Annotated in this window: 16 protein-coding genes; 11 read left to right on the top strand and 5 right to left on the bottom strand. The window is 58.0% G+C overall.

The genetic code is table 11. The annotated features are described in order from the left end of the window. Positions 1 to 38: 38 nt before the first annotated feature. Together JAO77_RS08085 and JAO77_RS08080 are read right to left on the bottom strand one after the other, a co-directional pair. Positions 39 to 1,247 carry a GlmU family protein gene (locus tag JAO77_RS08085; protein ID WP_198989831.1) on the bottom strand — a complete coding sequence of 403 codons (1,209 nt, stop codon included), beginning with the start codon at positions 1,245 to 1,247 and terminating at the stop codon, positions 39 to 41. 168 nt (positions 1,248 to 1,415) lie between these two features. Further along, entirely contained in the window at positions 1,416 to 1,685 is a 270-nt protein-coding gene (locus JAO77_RS08080) for a type B 50S ribosomal protein L31 (RefSeq protein WP_144848474.1), read from the bottom strand. 441 nt (positions 1,686 to 2,126) lie between these two features. Here JAO77_RS08080 and JAO77_RS08075 point away from each other — a divergent pair, with 441 nt between their 5' ends. Further along, on the top strand, positions 2,127 to 2,339 hold the full coding sequence (locus tag JAO77_RS08075; protein ID WP_198989830.1) for a hypothetical protein: 213 nt from the start codon (positions 2,127 to 2,129) through the stop codon (positions 2,337 to 2,339). Positions 2,340 to 2,453: 114 nt separating this feature from the next. Then, the gene (rdgB, locus tag JAO77_RS08070) at positions 2,454 to 3,044 is read left to right on the top strand and encodes an RdgB/HAM1 family non-canonical purine NTP pyrophosphatase (protein WP_198989829.1); all 591 of its coding nucleotides are present in this window, start codon (positions 2,454 to 2,456) and stop codon (positions 3,042 to 3,044) included. 71 nt (positions 3,045 to 3,115) lie between these two features. Here the strand turns inward: rdgB and JAO77_RS08065 are convergent, their stop codons facing one another. Further along, entirely contained in the window at positions 3,116 to 4,249 is a 1,134-nt protein-coding gene (locus tag JAO77_RS08065; protein WP_235998307.1) for a TlpA disulfide reductase family protein, read from the bottom strand. 120 nt (positions 4,250 to 4,369) lie between these two features. Here JAO77_RS08065 and JAO77_RS08060 point away from each other — a divergent pair, with 120 nt between their 5' ends. The 7 genes from JAO77_RS08060 (at position 4,370) to JAO77_RS08030 (ending at position 11,589) form a co-directional block, all read left to right on the top strand. Then, complete coding sequence (locus JAO77_RS08060; protein ID WP_198989828.1) at positions 4,370 to 4,996, top strand: uridine kinase family protein; 627 nt, start codon at positions 4,370 to 4,372, stop codon at positions 4,994 to 4,996. Positions 4,997 to 5,088: 92 nt separating this feature from the next. Further along, complete coding sequence (locus JAO77_RS08055; protein WP_198989827.1) at positions 5,089 to 5,556, top strand: DUF4268 domain-containing protein; 468 nt, start codon at positions 5,089 to 5,091, stop codon at positions 5,554 to 5,556. 61 nt (positions 5,557 to 5,617) lie between these two features. Then, positions 5,618 to 6,001: a hypothetical protein gene (locus tag JAO77_RS08050; protein WP_198989826.1), complete on the top strand. Its 384-nt coding sequence runs from the start codon at positions 5,618 to 5,620 to the stop codon at positions 5,999 to 6,001. A 137-nt stretch (positions 6,002 to 6,138) separates the two neighbouring features. Continuing rightward, complete coding sequence (gene secDF, locus JAO77_RS08045) at positions 6,139 to 9,126, top strand: protein translocase subunit SecDF (RefSeq protein WP_198989825.1); 2,988 nt, start codon at positions 6,139 to 6,141, stop codon at positions 9,124 to 9,126. Between the two features lie 439 nt (positions 9,127 to 9,565). Beyond that, positions 9,566 to 9,982, top strand: coding sequence for a hypothetical protein (locus tag JAO77_RS08040; RefSeq protein WP_198989824.1), 417 nt, complete (start codon positions 9,566 to 9,568; stop codon positions 9,980 to 9,982). Positions 9,983 to 10,026: 44 nt separating this feature from the next. Then, a complete protein-coding gene (locus JAO77_RS08035) occupies positions 10,027 to 10,644 on the top strand; it encodes a YceI family protein (RefSeq protein WP_198989823.1) in 618 nt (205 codons plus the stop codon). Positions 10,645 to 10,665: 21 nt separating this feature from the next. Continuing rightward, entirely contained in the window at positions 10,666 to 11,589 is a 924-nt protein-coding gene (locus tag JAO77_RS08030) for a DUF5777 family beta-barrel protein (protein WP_198989822.1), read from the top strand. Positions 11,590 to 11,655: 66 nt separating this feature from the next. Here JAO77_RS08030 and JAO77_RS08025 read toward each other — a convergent pair whose 3' ends face one another. Both JAO77_RS08025 and JAO77_RS08020 read right to left on the bottom strand, forming a co-directional pair. Next, on the bottom strand, positions 11,656 to 12,492 hold the full coding sequence (locus JAO77_RS08025; RefSeq protein WP_198989821.1) for a CPBP family intramembrane glutamic endopeptidase: 837 nt from the start codon (positions 12,490 to 12,492) through the stop codon (positions 11,656 to 11,658). Between the two features lie 90 nt (positions 12,493 to 12,582). Next, a complete protein-coding gene (locus JAO77_RS08020; protein ID WP_198989820.1) occupies positions 12,583 to 13,185 on the bottom strand; it encodes a NifU family protein in 603 nt (200 codons plus the stop codon). Positions 13,186 to 13,472: 287 nt separating this feature from the next. Here JAO77_RS08020 and JAO77_RS08015 point away from each other — a divergent pair, with 287 nt between their 5' ends. Both JAO77_RS08015 and JAO77_RS08010 read left to right on the top strand, forming a co-directional pair. Beyond that, on the top strand, positions 13,473 to 15,923 hold the full coding sequence (locus JAO77_RS08015) for a TonB-dependent receptor (RefSeq protein ID WP_198989819.1): 2,451 nt from the start codon (positions 13,473 to 13,475) through the stop codon (positions 15,921 to 15,923). Positions 15,924 to 16,014: 91 nt separating this feature from the next. Further along, entirely contained in the window at positions 16,015 to 17,250 is a 1,236-nt protein-coding gene (locus JAO77_RS08010) for a PepSY-associated TM helix domain-containing protein (protein WP_198989818.1), read from the top strand. Positions 17,251 to 17,279 lie beyond the last annotated feature (29 nt).

The following is a 17,279-nucleotide window of genomic DNA, read 5'->3' as shown; positions in this document are numbered from 1 at the left end:
GACTACACACGCAACGTTTGAGTAAACCCAACTTTAACTTACTTGGCCTTATCCCACACCCGGTCGCCCTCCGTCTGCCTGAATACCTCAGCCATTACTGCTTCTTCGGCTTCATCATACCCTAGGCCGCGCCGCGAGAGCACCCGCTCAGCCACTTCCGCGAACTTGGGAAGGCGGAAGGTCTCAAACCCCGCGGGCCCACCCCAGCTAAAAGACGGAATGAACTGGCGCGGAAAACCCGCCCCAAAAATATTGGCCCCTACCCCTACCACCGTGCCGGTGTTAAACATGGTGTTGATGCCGGCCTTGCTGTGGTCGCCCATCATCAGGCCGCAGAAGGTTTGGCCGGTGTCTACGAAGCGGTGGGCGGTGTGGCTCCACACTTTCACGGGGGCGTAGTTGTTCTTGAGGTTGCTTGTGTTGGTGTCGGCCCCTAGGTTGCACCACTCGCCAATAACCGAGTTGCCGAGGTAGCCCTCGTGGCCCTTGTTGCTGAAGCCCATCAGGATGCTATTGCTGACCTCGCCGCCCACTTTGCAGAAAGGGCCTATGGTGTTGTCGCCGCGCAGCTTGGCGCCCACGTTCACATGGCTGCCTTCGCCCACGGCCAACGGGCCCTTCAAGATGGCGCCTTCGTGCACCTGCGCATTTTTGCCTAGGTAGATAGGTCCGTTTTCGGCGTTGAGGATGGCGGCGCGAATCTTTACCCCTTCCTCGATAAATATATTCTCAGGTGCGTACACAATGGTATGCGCATCGCCGACCGGCTGCGAGGTGCGGCCCTGCGTGAGCAGCGCAAAGTCGCGCCGAATTTCGGCGCCGTTGCGCAGAAACAAGTGCCACGGCCGACTGATAACGGTTACGGGCTCGGCTACTTGCTTTTGCTCGCGCAGGCCATCTTGAATGAGCTCGGCTACCTGGCCGGCATCGGCGAGGTGCGCGGCCACCAGCACTTCATCGCAGTAGAGACCCTCACCCGCACCTAGGGCTAGTACCTGCCGCACCAGCAGGGCATCGGGACACACCGCGCCGTTGATAACCAACGCCGGGCCAGCTACTTCGCCGGGCGGAAACTTGGCTTGCAGGTATGACTGCGTGAGGTAGCCCACGGCCGGCACCCCTAGGTGGTGCTGCCACTTCTCGGCTAGCGTGAGGATGCCGCAGCGCAGCGCGGCCACAGGCCGGGTAAACGTAAAGGGTAATAGATGAGGCCGAATGGCCGGGTCGTCGAATAACAGAACGTGCATATTGATAAGCAATTAGCTAGCAGCAGCCGGCTACTGGCTACGGCGGCGGCGCGAAAGTACAACCCGGCCGGCTGGGCCAAACGACAAGGGCCCCTTTCAGCTAAACCGAAAGGAGCCCTTACTAAAAAGCGAACAGCTTGTAGCCAGCAGCTAACAGCCCAGAAAAAGCTAGCCTTTGTTGGCGCTGCTCTGGCTCTTGTTGGCATAGCGGCTGCGGAATTTCTCCACGCGGCCGGCGGTGTCGATGAACATGTTCTTGCCGGTGTAGAAGGGGTGCGAAGCACTGCTCACTTCGATTTTAATCACCGGATAGGTGTTGCCGTCTTCCCACTGAATCGTCTCAGCCGACGTCATGGTAGAGCGGGTCAAAAATTTGAAGTCCGACGAGGTGTCTTGAAAAACTACCTGGCGGTACTCGGGATGGGTTTCCTTTTTCATATCGGGAGGGCCGTTTTACCTATTAAACCCTGCCGGTTTTGCGGAAGGGACTGCAAAAGTACGAATTAACCGCCGAAAAATCAACGCTTCGCGCCGATTTGACAATCAGCGGCCTAGGGTCCTAGCAAAGGCTTGGCCATTCGCGAGGCGCCAGCGGGCTGCCGCTGGGCTGCCTAGCCTATATTTGAGTATCGGCCGCTTCAGCGGTTGGCGCTGCCTGTGCACTATTACTATGTACTTCGTAGGCTTTCCGGTGGGCGATTTCGCCCCCGGCGAGATGGGCCATTGGCCGCGGGTGGCGCTGGGGTGCTCCTAGCCGCAGCTCTGCTCTGGAGCGCCGCCAGGCCCAGCAACCCGGCCCTGCACCTGACGTGGAGAGCACCTAGGATAGCTATTGCTAACAACTTCGCACTCAGCTCGCATCAAGGCGTTGCGCTGGCTGTGCAAGCGCCAGTCCCTCCTCGCCTGGCCTGGCCGGCGCCTACTTATTTTGGGTATGGCGGAGCAGCAACAAAACCGACCGGCGGCCACCTGATAAGTGGCCAAGCTAACTGGTCGGGTATTCCGCCCCACGCCACCGACTCTACCGCTCCCGGCGGGCTCACGAGTGGGTTGTACCGCTACTGGCGCCTTATCAAGCTGGGGTTTCGCTAGGCAGCGGCGCGGGTAGCAGAGGTATTGCTACCGGCTTTTGTAGCATTTTTGTCTTATGACCGCGCCGGGCCAGCGCGGTTTTTTATTTTTATACGCTCGCCTACTTTTTTGCTTATGCGCCTCTGCTTTGCCTCCAACAACGCCCACAAGCTAGATGAGATTCGGCTGCTGCTGCCGCCCGCGGTGCAGCTGCTGAGCCTTGCCGACATTGGCTGCCACGAGGAGCTGCCCGAAACTCAACCCACCCTAGAAGGCAACGCCCGCCAAAAGGCGCAGTACGTGTTTGATAACTACGGTGTGGCGTGCTTTGCCGACGATACGGGCCTCGAAGTAGCCGCCCTAGGGGGCGCCCCCGGCGTGTACTCGGCCCGCTACGCCGGCCCCGAGCGTAAGGACGCTGCTAACGTGGCCAAGCTGCTGCACGAGCTGGCTACCCAGCCCCAGCGAGAGGCACGCTTCCGCACGGTTGTTTCGCTGGTGTTGGAGGGCGGCCACGTGCACGAGTTTAGCGGAGAGATAGCCGGCACTATTGCGCAGGCACCCATTGGGGGACGCGGCTTCGGTTACGACCCCGTGTTTATCCCGGCCGAAGGCGACGGCCGCACCTTTGCCGAAATGACGCTGGCCGAGAAGAACATGCTAAGCCACCGGGCCCGGGCAGTAGAAGGCCTCGCGCGCTTTCTGCAAGCAGAAAGCGCTGAATAACACGCTATACGCAGCCAAAAAAGCCCGGCCTCTCAGGCCGGGCTTTTTTGGCTGCGATGGCACCTAGGGACTTATTTCGACTGGTTGAGCAACTGGCTCAGCGTAGTTTGCAGCTTATCACCACGTAGGTTCACGGCTACGATTTTGCCGCTGGGGTCGAGCAGGAAATTTTGCGGAATGGCTTGCACCCCGTATTCCTTAGCGACGTCGTTTTGCCAGAACTTCAGGTCCGATACCTGGTGCCAGGCCAAGCCGTCTTTCTCAATGGCTTTGAGCCAAGCCTCGCGGCCGTTTTCGCGGTCGAGCGATACGCCCAGCACCGTAAAGCCTTTGTCTTTGTAGGCAGTATAGGCTTTTACCACGTTCGGGTTTTCTTGGCGGCAGGGGCCGCACCAGCTCGCCCAGAAGTCAACGAGCACGTATTGCCCGCGCAGCGACGACAGCGTCAGCGGCTTGCCATCGGGCGTGTTCTGCGTAAAGTCGGGCGCCGTAGCGCCTATGGCCACGCGCTCCAGCAGCTTAATTTTTTCGGCGATGCGCTGGCCCTGCGGCGTAGCCCGCAGCCTAGGCGAGAGCGTCGCAAAGCGGGTGGCGTAGTTTTTGGCCTCGGGGGCATAGCCTACTGCCTGCGGCAGCAAAAACAAGTTGTACGGGTCGTCGGGGTGAGCCGTGAGGTAGGCGTACTTTATTTCGCGTTGCGCCTCCTCGTTGGCATCGGCGCGAGCTTCTATTTTATCGAGCTCGGCGGTGCCTAGGTTCGCGGCGCGGCCAGCGCTGTATTGGCGCAGCAAGGCTTGGTATTGTGCACTGAGCGGCTTGAGCTGCGCTTGCAGCTGGGCGGCGGAGGTATTGAGCGCCGACCCTTTGATGGCCACTTTGCTGGCCGAGTCGGGGGTGGTAAGCTTGAGAGTGCCCGGCTCTAGGTACAGCGGCGCCATGTCGTGCGATTTGGCCAGCGTGGTGCCGCCGTGGCTCAGGGTAAGGTAGGCCGCTACCGGCGCGGCCAGCGTGCCCTGAAACTGAAATGCCCCGCGCTTCACCACAGCCGAGTCTACCACGCGGCGCTCATCGAGCGTGTAGCGCAAATAAGCCTTCGTAACCTTGGGGCTGGCTACTTTGCCTTGCAGCACAAATTTTCCGGCGGGGGCCTGCGCTTGCGCTAGCAGCGGCAGTGCCCCTAGGGCCACGAGAAGTAGGTTTTTCATAAAGAAGGAGTTACTAGCTTGTGCAAGTATAAGGAGCAGCGCGGATGCCGCCGCACTGGGCCGGCCAGCGGCGCTTGAGCCATCCTGCATTACGCGGCACCCGTACCTTTGTCCCCCGTTATGCAACACCCTTATCTCGTCGGCATCACGGGCGGCAGCGCCTCCGGCAAAACTACGTTTCTGCGGCGCCTGCTGGCCGCGTTCCCTGAGCGCGACATCTGCCTTATTTCGCAGGACAATTACTATCACCCCCGCGAGCAGCAGGAGCGTGACGCCCAAGGCTTTGAGAATTTTGACCTGCCTAGCAGCATCGACTCGACAGCCTACGCCGCCGATGTGAGCCAGCTACGCGAAGGCCACGAGGTGCGGCGCAAGGAATACACCTTTAACAACCCCAACGTGGTGCCGCAGGAGCTGGTGTTTCGGCCCGCACCCATCGTGGTAGTCGAAGGAATCTTTGTGTTCTACTTCGAGGAAATTGCTAAGCTCCTCGACCTCAAGGTATACATCGATGCCCAGGAGCACGTGAAGCTGCACCGCCGCATTGTGCGCGACCGCGACGAGCGCGGCTATGGCCTCGACGACGTGCTGTACCGCTACACCAACCATGTGGCGCCGACCTACGAAAAATATATCCAACCCTTCAAGGACGACGCCGATATCATTATTCCCAACAACCGGCACTTTGAGAATGGCTTGGCCGTGCTCACGGGCTTTTTGAAGGGCAAAGTGGCCGAGCAGGCCTAGGGCGCCGCTTTTAGCAAGTATTTTTTTGATGGCTGGCTTCCGCCTCGCTTAGCGCCTGTAGCGGTGCCTTCCTCCACCTTCGATTAGCACGCGTGTATAGCAAAGCTGAAGCTGCCCAGCTCCGCCAGGCCTTCTGGACCACCTTCGGGCAGTACATGGCCCCGGTGCCCTCGGCTGAGGGCCTGCCCACCAACTGGATTAACTACAAAACCGGCCTCAAGCACGTGTATTTTCGGATGCAGGCCGACACCCGCCGCGCCAGCATAGCCATCGAGCTTACGCAGCCCGATGCGGGCGTGCGCGAGTTGTTTTTCGAGCAGTTTCAGGAATTAAAACCCATGCTGCACGAGGCCCTAGGTGAGCCCTGGCGCTGGGAGCTGCATGCTACCGACGCCAACGGCTTGCCGCTAAGCCGTATCTATACCGAGATGCAGCCCGTCAACCTCTTCAATCGCGACGATTGGCCCACGCTGATTTCGTTTTTCAAGCCGCGCATTATGGCGCTCGATGAATTTTGGAGCGGGGCCCAATATGCATTTGAGGGACTGCGCGATAGCTGAACAGCCCCGTTGCTTGGCATGTGTTACTTGAAATAGGTATATTTGTAGCCCCGTCCTGGCTATGTACAATTCAATTTCACCCTTCAAGCATTTTCTGCGCGTAGCCTTTGTGGCGCTGCCGCTGCTGCTGCTGCTGGGCCTGAATGGCCGGACGGTGAGCTTGCTGCGCCCCGTGAGCACGCCCGTGCAATCGCGCGTGAGCGTTGCGCCCCGGGCTACGGTTATCAAGCAGAAAGTAGTACTTGAGGCAGCTTCACCGCTAGACACTTACGTAGCCCCAACCTATGCCCTAGGGTGGCTGCCGGCTACGCTGCCTGCGGCCTGGCTTCCGCGCCTGGTGCGCCGGGCAGTGGCGGCCGCCCCGCTGGTAGAAGCTGGGGCTTTTGTGTCTTTGCTCTGCCGCCAGCGCCTGCTGAGCACGGCTTTGTCGCCGCAAGCGCCCTAATTTTTTAGGATAAAAATGGGAATTGAGGAATGAAGAACTAGCCGCTACTGTTCGGCCGGTTCTCGGAGCCTCGTTCCCATTTTGCGTTTTCAACTTCTTCCTTTCCTAAGTATAAATACTTCATTCTCTACTTACTAATGCGTAATAAAGGAGTAATTATCGCGCTCACCGTCGTGGTTTCGGTGCTTTGCGCGTACTTCCTGTTCTTCACCTACGTCTCGCGCGGGGTGCAGCAGAAAGCAGTGGCCTATGCCACGCACAATGGCCAGCTCAACGAAGCGCAGCGCCAACACTACCTCGACTCGGTATGGCGCGCCCCGGTATTCGGGCCCTATACCTACCGCGACGTGCGCCAGAACGAGCTCGGCCTAGGTCTTGACTTGAAAGGCGGCATGCACGTGACCCTAGAGGTTTCGCCCGTAGAGATTGTGCGCGCCATGGCCGGCAACTCCAAAGAGCCCGCTTTTAATAAAGCCCTCGCCCTGGCCCAGGAGCGCCAAAAAACCAATTCGAGCACGCCTTTTACTACGCTGTTCTACCAGGCTTACCAAGAGGTAGCGCCCGGCAAGCAGCTGGCGCCGCTGTTTGCCAACTCGGTAAACAAGGACCGCAAGATTGACCGCTCTTCGACCGACACCAAGGTGCTGGCCGCCATTAATAAAGAAGAAGAGGACGCCATCGACCGCTCGTTCGACATTCTACGCAAACGCGTCGATAAATTCGGTGTAAACCAGCCTAACATTCAGCGGGTAAAAGGCACGGGCCGCATTCAGGTAGAGCTGCCCGGCGTGGATAACCCCGACCGCGTGCGCAAGCTGCTGCAAGGCCAAGCTAAGCTGGAATTTTATGAAGTATGGGGCCAGCAGGAGTTTGCTCCCTACCTCATTCAGCTCGACAAAGTACTGACCGACAAAGAGAAAGCAGTAGCCACTACCCCGGCCGCCGACACCGCCAAGGCTACCACCGCTACAGCGGGCGACTCGTCGTCGCTGGCAGCTCAGCTAGCTAAAAAGACCCCGGCCAATAAGGCCAAGGCTGATTCGGCCACGGCAGCCCAGCAAGGTGGCGCCCTCACCCGCTACTTCACCATGCCCGGCGCCCTAGGCGTGAACCTACGCGACACGGCCCGCGTGAACCGTCTGCTGCGCTCGGACGAAGCCCGCGCTACCCTGCCGCCCAACATGGTGCTGCTCTACGATTCTAAGCCCAAGGACCAGAATGGCCAGTCGTTTATTCGCCTGATTGCCGTGAAGAAAGACCGCACCGGTACCACAGCTGCCCCCCTCACCGGTGAGGTAGTGAGCGATGCCCGCATGGACTACGACCAGACCGGCCGCCCCGAGGTGAGCATGAGCATGAACCCCAGCGGCGCTAAGAAGTGGCAGCGCATGACCGCCAACAACATCGGCAAGCAAGTAGCGGTGGTGCTCGACGACGTAGTTTACTCTGACCCCGTGGTGCAGAGCGAAATTTCGGGCGGCAATACCCAGATTTCGGGTAGCTTCTCTATCGAAGAAGCTCAAGACCTAGCCCAGGTGCTGAAGGCTGGTAAGCTGCCCGCTCCTACCCGCATTGTGGAAGAAGCTGTAGTAGGCCCCTCGCTAGGCCAAGAAGCCATCAACCAGGGCCTGTACTCGTCGCTGGCTGGCTTGCTGATTATCATGGTCTTTATGACCGTGTACTACGGCCGCGCCGGCCTCGTGGCCGATGCTGCGCTGCTCTTCAACATGTTCCTCATCCTAGGGGTGCTGGCACAGTTCCAGACGGCTCTCACGCTGCCCGGCATCGCTGGTCTGATTCTGGTAATTGCCTCGTCGGTAGACGCCAACGTACTGATTTTCGAGCGTATTCGGGAAGAGCTTGACCACGGCCACTCGTTGCACGATGCCGTGAATGCGGGCTACAACCGTGCTTTCTCGGCCATCTTCGACTCGAACGTGACCACGATGCTCATTGCCATCATCCTGGGCTTCTTCGGTACGGGCCCAGTGCAAAGCTTCGCCGTGACCCTAGGTATCGGGGTACTGACCTCGTTCTTGTCGGCGGTGTACGTGTCGCGCCTCATCATTGAGGCCCTCATCAAAGGCAAAACCACGAGCAGCATCTCCTTCTCGACCGCCCTCTCGCGCAACCTGTTCAAGAACGTCAACTTCGACATCGTGGGCAAGCGCAAAATCGCCTACGCGGCCTCGACCATTATCATCGTAATTGGCTTTGTGCTGATGTATCTGCAAGGTGGTCCTAACCTGGGGGTAGACTTCCAGGGCGGCCGCTCCTATGTTGTGGACTTCAACAAAGCCGTGGTTTCGTCGGACGTGGCTGATGCCGTGCGCCCGACCTTCCAAGGTGCTGGCCTTGAAGTAAAGCAGTATGGCGCCCCCAACCGCCTGCGCATCACCACCGGCTACCTGGCCGAAGACGAAACGCAGGCAGCCGACAAGAAAGTAGTAGCCGCCCTGAACCAGGGCCTGACCAAGTTCGCGGCCGACGCGCCGGTTATTAAGTCAACCTCGAAAGTAGGCGCCACCATCGCCGACGACATCAAGCGTACCTCAGTACTCTCCCTAGGTCTCACACTGCTGGGCATCTTCGTCTACGTGCTGTTCCGCTTCGAGAAGTGGCAGTATTCAATGGCCGCCGTTATCGCCCTCTTCCACGATGCGCTGCTGGTTATTGCTACCTACCCCATCGCCCGCGCCTTTGGCCTGAACTACGAGATGGACCAGATTTTCGTGGCGGCCGTGCTCTCCATCATCGGCTTCTCGATGAACGACACCGTAGTTATCTATGACCGCGTGCGCGAATACTTGCGCGAGAACCCCAAGCTGACGTTTGCCCAAGTGGTGAACCCAGCCCTGAACTCGACCTTCTCGCGGACGATGATTACGTTCACGACGGTGTTCTTGGTAGTATTGGTGCTCTACATCTTCGGTGGCGAAACGCTGCGTTCGTTCTCGTTTGCTATGATTATCGGTATCATCTTCGGTACCTATTCGTCGCTGTTCATTGCCACGCCCATCATCCTCGACACCTACGGCAAGAAAGAGGCGCGCGAGCGCCTTGCCGCTGGCGAAGATGTGGACACCCTATCTGGCGACGCTCCCAAGCTGCGTACGACTGTATAGGTAGCTTCAAGCTTAATTAGAAGAGCCCGGCCATTGGTCGGGCTTTTTTTATGCTCATTCCGCCCGGTGAACGCTACCTACATACCTGGGCAGTACGCCCGGCTTTGCTAGCCACTTCCGGCTAGCGTTCACCTAGGAAAACCAATTGACTAGCGAAAAGCGAAATTTTTTGGGTGCTGCTAATCCTAGTTTTACTGACCTACGTAGGTTAGCGCCCTTCTCAAAACAAGCCCAACAATAGCAACGGCAGAATGCTATTGAATACTTGTCGATATAAGACATATATAATATGACGTTCGGCTAGTATGTTTGAGCATCAAAAATCCCATTCTCAACTATATTTGTGGTTTAAAGCTATTTACATACTAATTATAAGAATCTTGTTTAGCATATTACTTACTCAAGAAAAATTATTTTCATTATCTTAAATCTTAGTTTTGTGAAATTATATATCTCTTTTCGACTTCGCCAAACTGCTACTATCTTCTTAGGCACAGCTATTGCCGGTTTGCTAGCGGCTTGCTCTTACACCTATGAGCCTCCGAGACCCTGCGACCTACCCGTGACGGTAAGCTACCAAGCTCATATCCTGCCCATTCTCAAGGAGCAATGCTATAGCTGCCACAGCGCCGACAAATACAAGACTGAGACGTCGAGCACGCTGAATATGGAAGACTTTGCTAGTCTGAAGTATTACGCTACACCAGCCAACGGCCGCGATAATGTCAGCTACCTTATTGGCAATATTCGCCATGCCCCCGGCTTCCAACCCATGCCCAAGGATGGCCAGAAGCTGTCGGCCTGCGAGATTGCTCTTATTCAAGCCTGGGTTGATGCCGGGGCGCCCGAGAACTAAGTGGCTAGGAGGTGTCTGCTAGTTCTTTCTTCCCTCTCTACTCCATGACTGGTTTTCTACGAAGCGTCGGCCGGCAACGGTATTGGCTGCTCGGGCTTCTGCTGTGGCTGGGGGGCCTGGCTGGGCCGCTGGGGGCGCGTGCCCAGGCCAAGTACATGACTAAAACGGGTGTCATCTCGTTTTTCTCGGCTTCCATTATGGAGGATATCGAGGCGCGCAACAATAAGGTAGCCGCCGTGCTCGACCTCAGCACCGGGCAGTTGGCCTTTGCGGTGCCCATCCGGGAGTTTCAGTTCAAGCGCACTCTCATGCAGGAGCACTTCAACGAGAACTACATGGAATCGGAGAAGTACCCCAAGGCCACTTTCACAGGCCAGGTCGTCAACGCGGCCCAAGTACTAAAGCTGCTGCCCACGGCCTCCCAGAATGTGGAGGTAGAAGGCCAGATGACCTTGCACGGAGTATCGCACAAAGTAGCCGTGTCGGGCACCCTACAGCAGCGCGATGGCCAGCTAATAGTATTCGCCTATTTCAACATCGCGCCGGCCGACTACGCCATTGACATTCCGCTGCTGGTGCGCGAGCACATTGCCAAGTCGGTGAGCGTGCGCGTGAACCTCACTTGCGACGCTGTAACGCCTAATGTAGTTTCTCAACCTTAGTCACTTATTATCTATCCTTATATGACTCAATTAGCTACTTTTATCGGCCGGGCTGCGACGCTGGGCTTGCTGCTGGCGGGGCTGGCCGTGCCGGCCGCCCACGCGCAGACCGACCTCCTAGGTCAGCTGGAAACTGAAACTAAGAAGGACGCGCCTGCCACCCAGGTGGTTGATGCTACATTCAAGAGCACGCGCCTCATCAACGGTCACACTGTCGAGACGCCTGGCGAGGGCACGCTGGTTTTTCTGTTCTCGCACAATTTCGGCACCGTCAACGAAGGCTTTTCTTCGCTCTTCGGGTTCGACAATGCGAAGGTGCGCATCGCGCTAGAGTATGGCATTAGCGACCGCTTGGAGGTAGGGCTAGGGCGCTCGTCGCTCGACAAAACGGTGGATGGCTTCTTGAAATACCGGGCGCTGCGCCAGAGCACCGGGCTGCACGCCATGCCCGTATCGGTCACGCTGTTTACGTCGGCGGCCATTACTACCGATTCTTACCGCACTGATGCCTTTGACCGCACCTTGGGCCTGCGCACTGCCTATACGTACCAGGCACTAATAGCACGGAAGTTTAGCCCTGAGCTGTCATTACAGCTAGTGCCTACTTTTATCCACCGCAACCTGGTGCAGCGCGAAGGCGAAAACAACGATGTGGTGGCCCTAGGGGCCGGGGGCCGCTATAAGCTTACGAAGCGGTTTTCGGTTAATGCTGAGTACCATTATCTACTGAGCAAGTTCACCGCAGTTCACCAGTCCAATTCGGTAGGCCTAGGCGTGGACATCGAAACGGGTGGCCACATCTTTCAGCTCCACGTCAGCAACTCGCAGGGCATGATAGAAAAGCAATTCATCGCTGAAACAGCCAAGACCTTCCTCAGTGGTAACCTGTATTATGGCTTCATTGTGAGCCGCAACTTCACGGTGAAGCAGCGACATCGGAAGTAGTGTTTTAGAAGAGCTTACTAAAGTACAAGGGCGTTGAGCTACGCAGTAGCTCAACGCCCTTGTACTTTAGTTGTCGGTAGCAGGCAGCTGGCGGTGCAGCCACCACAGGCAGCCGCTCAGCACCATAGCAGCCAGCGCCACTAGGGCCCAGTAGCCCGCTGCACCAAGTTGATTGCTCAGCACTACGTAGCGCGGCGTGCTCGAAAAACGCAGCATAGTAAATGCAAACGCATTATTAAGCGCGTGTAGACCAATGCACAGCCCCAGTGACTGCGTGCGGTAGTAAAGCCAGCCTACTACAAGGCCCATCAGCGTCGCTGACAGGCTTTGGGCAGGATTGAAGTGAAAAACTCCGAATAGCAGCGCCGACTGTGCTATAGCCACCCACGGTCGATAATTGCGTAATAAACCCTGCAGCAATACGCCTCGGAATAAATACTCTTCCAGTACCGGCCCCACAATACTACCTATACCAAAGGCCAGCACTGGATAGCGCGACCAGTCGATAAATGTCTTTCCCGTCCAGTCAGGTAACGGCAGCAGCGATAGGGTAGTGAGCACTACGGCCTGGGCAGGCATTATTAGCAGTAGCAAAACATAGAGCCGCCATGAGGCCGCCTGCTCGCCCCCACCCAAGCGAGGCCAGCGGGTACCTGCCCGCCGCGCCAGCCACCAAATGGTGAGCAGTAGCCCGCCTTCAGCCGCTACCGCCGTAGTCAATTGTTTGGCTGGGTTTTGCTGATGGAAAAGCATACTGGCCGGTAGCAGTATCAGCAACGCCGCTACTAAGGTGCAGAGCACAAACCAGCCCAAGGCGCCCCAGCTTTCTGCAATGGTAGGGTAGCTTGGCACCGCCGGGTCGGTAGGCTCAGGTTTAGGTTCAGGTAGTATGAGTTGTTCCAAAGCTGTGCGAGCCAAGATGCAGGCGAAAGTAACGACACAAAAAAAGGCCGGGCAATGCCCGGCCTTTTCATCGCGCAATGCGCGCTGGCATTACACCAATACGCCTTCGGCTACTACTTCTTTTACCTCGGGCACCATGCGCTTGAGCAGGTTCTCGATGCCCGATTTCAGGGTTACCGTGGCTGAGGGGCAGCCCGAGCACGAGCCTTGCAGGTTCACAGTTACGATGCCGTCGCGGTAGCTTTTGAAAGTGATGTTGCCACCATCTTGCTCCACGGCAGGGCGCACGTAGTTGTCGAGCAGGTCAATGATTTTTTGGCTCGTAAAGCCGTCTTGCTGGGTGGGGTCGCCAGCGCTGGCGGCCTGGGCAGCTTTTTGCTCGGCAGCGGGGTCCACGGTGAATAGCGTGCCGCCAGCCTCTACGTAGCTCTTAATGAACTGACGCAGTTCGGGGATGATGCTCGTCCAGCCCAGCTCGGGCTGAGTTTTGGTGATGGTCACGAAGTTTTGGGCGATGAATACCCGACCCACGTAGTCGAAGCCGAACAGCTCCTGGGCGATGGGCGAGTTGGCGGCCGCCTCCACGGTGGGGTAGTCCACGCTCACGCCATCGGGCAGCAGGGTGGAGTTGAGCACAAATTTCATGCTCTCAGGGTTGGGCGACGCCTCGGCGTAGATGGAAATAGCAGACATGATTTCTAAGGATTTAGGAGCTGATAAACAAGCCATGGCAAGCCGCTTAGCCTAAAGCAGGACCTAGGGCCAGCGCTTGCCGGGCTGGCAATTTAGACCATAACAACGACTAGGCGGCGGAGGTTGCGCCAGCCCACCGATGGCATGTAGCTGTTCGATTTTTAGGATGTTGGTAGCCAGCACAAAAGTAACCTAAATAGGACTGCTTGGCTTATTTTTAATTAGACTAATTACAAATAAGTATTGGGCGGGGCCTACCTTTGCAGCGTCGCCTTCATCAAAACTTAATGTCTGTAAGTAGTACGCTTTCCCTAGGTCGCCTCTCAATGGGCCTGCCGCTGTTGTTTGCCACCAGCATTGCCTTTGCCCAAAACATTGTAATCCAAGGCCATATTACCAATAGCGCAACCGGCAAGCCGGTAGTGGGCGCTTCGGTGGCGCTACGTGGCACTACCGTGGGTATCGACACCGATGCTAATGGCGACTACCGCCTGCCCAATGTGACGCCTGGCACCTACACCTTAGGTATCCGGATGGTGGGCTACGCGACCCAAGAGCGCCAGGTAGAGCTGACTGATGGCCCTTATGAGCAGAATTTTGTCCTCACGGAAGCTCAGCACGACCTTGATGAAGTATCGGTGACGGGCGTGCACAACCGCTACCGCCGCCCCAACCCTTCTAACTCGTTGCGCCTAGGCGAGCCGCTGCTCGAAGCGCCGCAAAACGTGCAGGTGGTGACCAACCAACTGCTGGCCGACCAGCAGATTTTCACGCCCGTGGAGGGCATTACGCGCAATGTGAGCGGCGCGGTGGCGCCCGGCCACTGGAACAACGTGTACGCCCGCATTAATATTCGAGGCTTCAATACGGGCTTTGGCTCGCTGCGCAACGGCATGAGCACGGGCAACTACTTCGGCCCGCTGGCCGAGGATGCCTCGTTTATCGACCGCGTGGAGTTTGTGAAAGGCCCGGGCGGCTTCTTGCTGAGCAACTCGGATGCGGGCGGCTTCTACAACGTGGTGCTGAAGGCGCCCACGGGCGTGAGCCGCAAGTCGGTGGGCCTGACCCTAGGAAGCTTTGGGCAGTACCGCGCCACGGCCGACATCGACGGCAAGCTGAGCAAGGACAACAAGCTGCAATACCGCCTCAACGTGATGGGCCAGAGCCTGGACTCGTACCAAGGCTATGACTTCAACCGCAAGGTGGCCCTGGCGCCCAGCCTGCGCTACCAGCTCGACGACAAGACGACCATCACGGCGCAGTACGTGTACCAGTACTCGAACTTCTCGGTGGCCGGCAACTACGTGTTTTCGCCCAACGGCTACAAGAGCCTGAGCCAGGATTTCTCGGTATACGACCCCAGCATGGGCTCGTCGCGGGTGAATGACCACAGCTCATTTGTCAACATCGAGCACAAACTCAACGACAACTGGAAAGTAACCGGCCAGGTCGGCTACCTGCGCTACGCCATGCGCGGCCTCTCCAACTGGATAGCCGCGGGCTCGTTCAACCCCAACGCCACCTTCAACGTGAGCGGCGTAAACGGCGGCCGCGCCATCGCGGGCACCAACGTACTGAATCGCTCGCTGTTCCTCTACGACGTAGATAATACCACGCTGGTAGGCCAGGCCTTCTTGAATGGCACCGTGGAAACCGGCCCCGTGCAGCACCGCATCATTGTGGGCCTCGATGCATCGAGCAAGAGCTACGCGGCTGACTTTGGGGCGGCGGGCTTCTTGCCGCTCGACATTACCCAGGCTACTTACTATAGCACGGCGCCGACTTCGCTCAGCGACCAGGATGCCTTGCGCGCCCGCAGCCTTGACCAGCGTGGTGCGAAGGGCCTGACCCGCTACACCGGCTTGTACGTGCAAGACGAGCTTGGCTTCTTCGACAACGTGCTGCGCCTGACGGTGGCCGCCCGCTACTCGGCCAACAACAACGTGACTGCCCGCGTGAAGCAAAACGTGGTGACGCCACGCTTCGGCCTGAGCGCCACGGTACTGCCTAACACGGCTGTGTACGCCGTGTACGACCAGTCGTACATCGCCCAAACGGCGTTTGACATTGACAACAACTTACTGCCAGCGCAGCGTGGCAAAAACATTGAGGCAGGCATCAAGCGCGAGTGGATGGACGGGCGCTTCAGCACTACCGTGGCGGCGTTCAACATCAACAAAACCAACATCGCGCAGTCGCTCCAGCCCATCAATCCGCAGTTTCCGAATGCCCAGGTAGCCATCGGCGAGGTGCGCTCGCGGGGCATCGAGGCCGACTTTACCGGCGAGCTGGTATCGGGCCTGAACCTGGTGGCCAACTACTCGCTCCTTGACGCCACTATTACAAAGGATAACAACGAGGCCAACATCGGCCGCCGGCTGGGCGGCACCGCTAAGCACAACAGCAACGCCTGGCTGAACTACCGCTTTCAGCGCGGCGCGCTCAAGGGCTTTGGCCTCTCGGGCGGCATGCAGTGGCAGGTAGAGCGCTACGCTGGCCTCGGCAACCAGGGCGTGAAACTGCCCGACAACTACTACCGCCTCGACGCCGGCGTGTCGTGGCAGGGCGAGCACCTAGGGGTTAACCTCTTGGTAAACAACATCACCAACCGCTACAACTACGCCGCGGGCGCTTTCACGGCAGCTTCGGGCAGCGGCGCGGCCGCCATCGGCAGCTACTACACTTGGCAGCCCGAGGCACCCACTAGCTTCCGCCTCACGGCCGGGTATTCATTCTAAAGTTACTGATTTATAGCCATCTGTAATGCTTGGCAAGCTCAGCATGACAGAAGGTTTTAAGACCTAGGAGTAACCACTAAATCCAACCGTCATGACCTTCAAAAAGCTAGTTGGCAAGCTGCACCTGTGGCTCGGGCTCGCATCCGGGCTCATCGTGTTCATCGTGAGCATCACGGGGTGCCTCTACGTGTTTCAGCGCGAGATTTTTGAGGTCGTGCACCGCGACATGGTATTTGTGGCGCCGCCCAGCGCGGCAGCTCAGCCCCTCCCCTACAGCGTAGTGTGGGAGAAAGCCCAGCAGGCCCTAGGTGCTGACCAGCAGATATATTATGCCAACGCCTACCGCGCCCCCGACCGCGCCTGGAGCTTCATGACCTACAAGGGCACACCCGGCAAGCCCTACTTCGGTGGGCAGGTCGAGGTGCTGCGCTCGGCCTATGTGAACCCCTACACCGGGCAGGTGACAGGCATTCTGGATAACAAAACAGAGTTTTTCCAGCTCGTAAAAAGCGTGCACTGGGACCTGCTGCTCGGCGATGCCGGCCGCTGGGTAGTGAGCTACAGCACCCTCACCTTCGTGCTAATGCTGCTAAGCGGTCTGGTGCTGTGGTGGCCTAAGAACAAGGCCGCCCGCAAGCAGCGCTTCAAAGTAAAGTGGGATGCCTCGGGCAAGCGCCTCAACTACGACCTGCACAACACGGTGGGCTTCTACGTGACTTTGGTTAGCCTCGTCATCGCCCTCACCGGTCTCACTTGGTCTTTCGATTGGGTACGCAACGGCGTATCGTACCTAGCCACTGGCCACTCGGCCGAGGCCCACGGCGGCAAGGGTGGCAAAGGCGGCAAAAAGGGCATGAGTAAAGAAAAGCCCGCTGCCCTAGGTACCGCCGAGCAAGCCCAAGCCGACCAAACCCTGAACGCCGCTGTGCGCGACGCTTGGCAACGCATCCCAGCCGCCGTCATGGTGTCGGCCAAGCCCCTTACTAGCCTTAAAGACCCACTGACGGTGCGCGTGAATGAAGGCGAAGGCACCCGCTTCCGCTCCGACCAGCTGACCTACGACGCCCGCACCGGCGCCTTCCAAAAGGCCGAGCTTTACCGTGACAAGCCCGACGGCGAGAAATTTATTGGGATGAACTACGACATCCACGTGGGCGCTATCCTAGGCTGGCCTACGAAGATTCTGGCATTCGTGGCTAGCCTAGTATGCGCCACACTACCAGTAACAGGCTTCTTCATCTGGTGGAACCGCTTGAAGAAAAACAAGAAGCTACACCGCCAGCCGGCGTTGGCTAAAGTGGCTGTGGAAAGAGCCGTAGCGGCTTAATCTTCCTCAGAAGTCAGTACCTCTAAAAA

This window comes from Hymenobacter sp. BT559 (assembly GCF_016427535.1).
GTDB lineage: Bacteria > Bacteroidota > Bacteroidia > Cytophagales > Hymenobacteraceae > Hymenobacter.
Note: the sequence above shows the minus strand (reverse complement) of the source record. Positions and strands in the feature narration are given on the sequence as shown.